This is a genomic window from Rhizobacter sp. P3_C12 (assembly GCF_056402735.1).
Window position 1 is genome coordinate 1 of the sequence record NZ_JBFUGW010000434.1, and the last position, 3,648, is coordinate 3,648.

Genomic DNA, 3,648 nt, shown 5'->3' on the forward strand with positions numbered 1-3,648 from the left:
GGGCTTCACCGCGGTGAAGCACCAGCGCGAGGTCGGCACCGGGTACTTCGATGCGGTGACGACGACGATCGAGCGCGATGCGTCGACGGCGGCGCTGAAGGGCTCGACCGAGGACGAGCAGTTCTTCGACGCGAAAGAACACGCCTGAGCCGCTACATCGACGCCGCGAGCATCTCGCGGTAGTCCTCCCGCGTCGCCAGGCGCGGGTTCGTCTTGTGGCAGTGGTCGACCATTGCGCCGTCGATCACGCGCTCGAACAGGTCTTCGGTGACGCCGAGGGCCGCGAGCCCGGGCGCCAGGCCGATCCGCGCGTTCATTGCGCGGATCGCCTCGGCCACCTCGGTGCCCTTCGAATCGCACGAACCGATGCCCATCGCGTGCGCCATGCGCGCGAGCCGCCGTTCGCGCACGATCGATTCGGCGCTTGCGTTGAAGCGCACCACCGCCGGCAGGAACATCGCGTTCAGCGTGCCGTGGTGCAGCTTCGGGTTCACGCCGCCCAGGCTGTGGCTCAGCGAATGCACGCAGCCCAATCCCTTCTGGAACGCCATCGCGCCCTGCATGCTCGCGCTCATCATGTTCCAGCGCGCCTCGCGGTCCTGCCCGTCGCGCACGGCCCGCTCGATGTGGGCCCAGCCGCGCTCCAGCCCGTCGAGCGCGATGCCGTCGGCCGGCGGGTTCACCGCAGGCGCCATGAAGGTCTCCAGGCAATGCGCGATCGCGTCCATGCCGGTCGCGGCCGTCAGCAGCGGCGGCAGGCCCAGCGTCAGCGCCGGGTCGCAGATGGCGGCGCGCGGCATCAGGTTCCAGTTGTGGAAACCGAGCTTGCGGCCGTCGTCGACGATCACGATCGCGCCGCGCGCGACCTCGCTGCCGGTACCCGCCGTGGTCGGCACCGCGATCACCGGCGCGACGCGGTCGGTGATCTTCGTGCTGCCGCCTTCGATGGTGGCGTAGGTCTTCATCGGGCCGTCGTGCGTCGCGGCGATCGCGACGCCCTTGGCCAGGTCGATGCTCGAGCCGCCGCCGACCGCGATCAGCCCGTCGCAGCCGTGCTCGCGCCAGGCCTGCACCGCGGAGCGCACCGCCGCCTCGGTCGGGTTGAACGGCGTGCCGTCGAACACCGCGTGCGGCAGGTCGCCCAGTGCGGCCAGCGCTTGATGGAGGACTCCGGCCGCGCGCACCCCGGCATCGGTGACGACCAGCGGCTTGCGGATGCCGATGCGCTCGCATTCGGCCGGCAGCAGCTTCACCGCGCCGAAGTCGAGCTGGATCTGCGTGAGGTAATAGATGAAGGCCATGGCGGTGCGGGGCGTTGCGCAATGTTGCGATGGGATCGGCCAGTATGCTCTGGCACACTCGCCCCCCGTGAGCTCGCATCCCCTGACCCCCGCGATGAGCAGCCTGCTGTATCGCATCGGCCGCGCCAAGCGCCCCCCGTTCCACACCATGCCGGTCGCGCAGGCCCGCGAGGTCTACACCGCAGCCGCCGAGACCATCGACCCGCCGCGCGCATCGCTCGCGCGGGTCGAGGACTTCACGCTGCCGGCGAGCGACGGCACGCCGTTGCGGGCCCGGCTCTACGCGCCGTCGGCCGGCCGGCTGCCGCTGATGATGTACCTGCACGGCGGCGGCTTCACGATCGGCAACCTGGAAACCCACGACAGCCTGTGCCGCCAGTTCGCGCTGCGCAGCGGCACCGCGGTGGTCGCGCTCGACTACCGGCTCGCGCCGGAACATCGCTTCCCGACCGCGGTGAACGACGCCTGGTCCGCGCTGGGCTGGCTCGCCGCACGCGCCGAGACGATGGGGCTCGACGCCCGCCGCATGGCCATCGGCGGCGACAGCGCCGGCGGCACGCTGGCCGCAGTCAGCGCGATCCACGCGCGCGACATCGGCCTGCCGCTCGCGCTGCAGGTGCTGATCACGCCCGGCACGACGGCGTACGCCGACACGCCGTCGCACCGCGAGTTCGCCGAAGGCTTCCTGCTCGATGCGCGCGGCATCGAGTGGTTCTTCGGCCACTACATCGATCATGCCGACCGCGGCGACTGGCGCTTCGCGCCGCTGAACGCCCCCGACCTCGACGGCGTCGCGCCGGCCTGCGTGGTGCTGGCCGAATGCGATCCGCTGGTCGACGAGGGCGTGGCCTATGCCGACCGGCTGCGCGCCGCCGGCGTCGCCGTCGAGCTGGAGCTGTACCGCGGCGTCACGCACGATTTCATCAAGATGGCGCGCGAGCTCGACGAAGCCGTCGCCGCGCAGGACGCCATCGCCGCCGCACTGAAGAAGGCCTTGCTGTCATGAAACGCACCGATTTCCGATTCCTCGAGCGGCTGCGCGTGCGCTGGGCCGAGGTCGACCTGCAGCAGATCGTCTTCAACGGCCACTACCTGATGTACTTCGATACCGCGGTCGCCGGCTACTGGCGGGCGCTCGCGATGCCGTACGCGTCGACGATGCACTATCTCGGCGGCGACCTGTTCGTGCGCAAGTCCACGCTCGAGTACGAAGGCTCGGCGCGCTACGACGACGTGCTCGACATCGGCGTGCGCTGCGGGCGCATCGGCACCTCGTCGATGGTGTTCAGCGCGGCCGCTTTCCGGCAGGACCAGCTGCTGGTCCGCGCCGAGCTGGTCTACGTGTTCGCCGATCCGGTCGCGCACAGCTCGAAGCCGGTGCCGCAGGAGCTGCGCGAGCTGCTGCAGGATTTCGAGGCCGGCAAGCCGATGGTGGAGGTGCGCGTCGGCTCCTGGGCCGAGCTCGGCCGCGATGCGCAGCGCATCCGCACCGAGGTGTTCGTCGAGGAGCAGAAGATCCCGCCGGAGCGCGAATGGGACGACGCCGATGCCGATTGCATCCACGCCGTCGCGTACAACCATTTCGGCGCGGCGCTCGCCACCGGCCGGCTGCTGGAGCACGTGCCCGGCGTCGCGAAGATCGGCCGCATGGCGGTGACGCAGGCGATGCGCGGCAGCGGCGTCGGCCGGGCGGTGCTCGATGCGCTGATGAAGGCGGCGCGCGAGCAGGGCTACCGCGAAGCAGTGCTGCATGCGCAGACCTCGGCCGAGGCGTTCTACACGCGGGCCGGGTTCGCGCCGCGCGGGCCGGTGTTCGAGGAAGTCGACATCCCGCACGTCGAGATGGTGCGCAGCCTCTGAGTCAGCCGGCCACCGTCCGCTGGCGGCGCGGCCGCTCGGGCTTCAGCAGGCTGCGCACCCGCCGCTTGCGGGGCGCGGCCTCGGTGCCGCCCGACGGCTCTTCGGCCTCGTCGACGCTGCCCTGGACCGGGGCCTCGGCCGGCGGCTCTTCGCTGTAGCGGGGCGGCCAGTCCTTCAGCGTCGAGCGGCGCAGCAGCGCCATGCCGCCGGCGGCGCCGTAGGTGCGTTCGAGCACGTGCGTGACGAGCCGCTTGTTGACGCGCTCGGTGATCACGAGCGTCGAGCAGCGGGTGCCGTAGCTGCCGTCCGGCGTGCGGATGAAGGCGGCCGACAGCAGCTTCTCCCATTCGTGCGACACGCCGGTCGACGGCAGCAGCGCGTCGTCGGCCAGCGTGCGGTCGCCGAGCGCCTCGAACAGCCGGCTGCTGAGCGCATCGACGGTGTCGCTCGCCGACAGCGCCGCATCGACGCGCGCCTTCAGCAGGTC

4 protein-coding genes and 1 pseudogene are annotated in these 3,648 nt (G+C 71.3%); 3 read left to right on the forward strand and 2 right to left on the reverse strand.

Features of this window, described 5'->3' with window-relative positions; genetic code table 11:
• A pseudogene (locus AC1DXV_RS32665) lies at window positions 1-148 on the forward strand (isocitrate lyase); the annotation flags it as partial.
• A gap of 4 nt (window positions 149-152) precedes the next feature.
• On the opposite strand, the gene AC1DXV_RS32670 reads toward AC1DXV_RS32665, so the two are convergent.
• Window positions 153-1,301 (reverse strand): iron-containing alcohol dehydrogenase, encoded by a 1,149-nt coding sequence (locus tag AC1DXV_RS32670; protein WP_477865862.1) that lies wholly within the window; start codon window positions 1,299-1,301, stop codon window positions 153-155.
• Window positions 1,302-1,395: 94 nt separating this feature from the next.
• On the opposite strand from AC1DXV_RS32670, the gene AC1DXV_RS32675 reads away from it, so the two are divergent.
• Window positions 1,396-2,307, forward strand: a complete 912-nt coding sequence (locus tag AC1DXV_RS32675; RefSeq protein WP_477865864.1) for an alpha/beta hydrolase — start codon at window positions 1,396-1,398, stop codon at window positions 2,305-2,307.
• Complete coding sequence (locus AC1DXV_RS32680; protein ID WP_477937649.1) at window positions 2,304-3,161, forward strand: YbgC/FadM family acyl-CoA thioesterase; 858 nt, start codon at window positions 2,304-2,306, stop codon at window positions 3,159-3,161. Before AC1DXV_RS32675 ends, AC1DXV_RS32680 begins: the two co-directional genes overlap by 4 nt.
• Before the next feature lies 1 nt (window position 3,162).
• Here the strand turns inward: AC1DXV_RS32680 and AC1DXV_RS32685 are convergent.
• Window positions 3,163-3,648, reverse strand: a 486-nt coding sequence (locus AC1DXV_RS32685) for an NRDE family protein (protein ID WP_477937651.1), incomplete at its 5' end; no start/stop codon positions are given.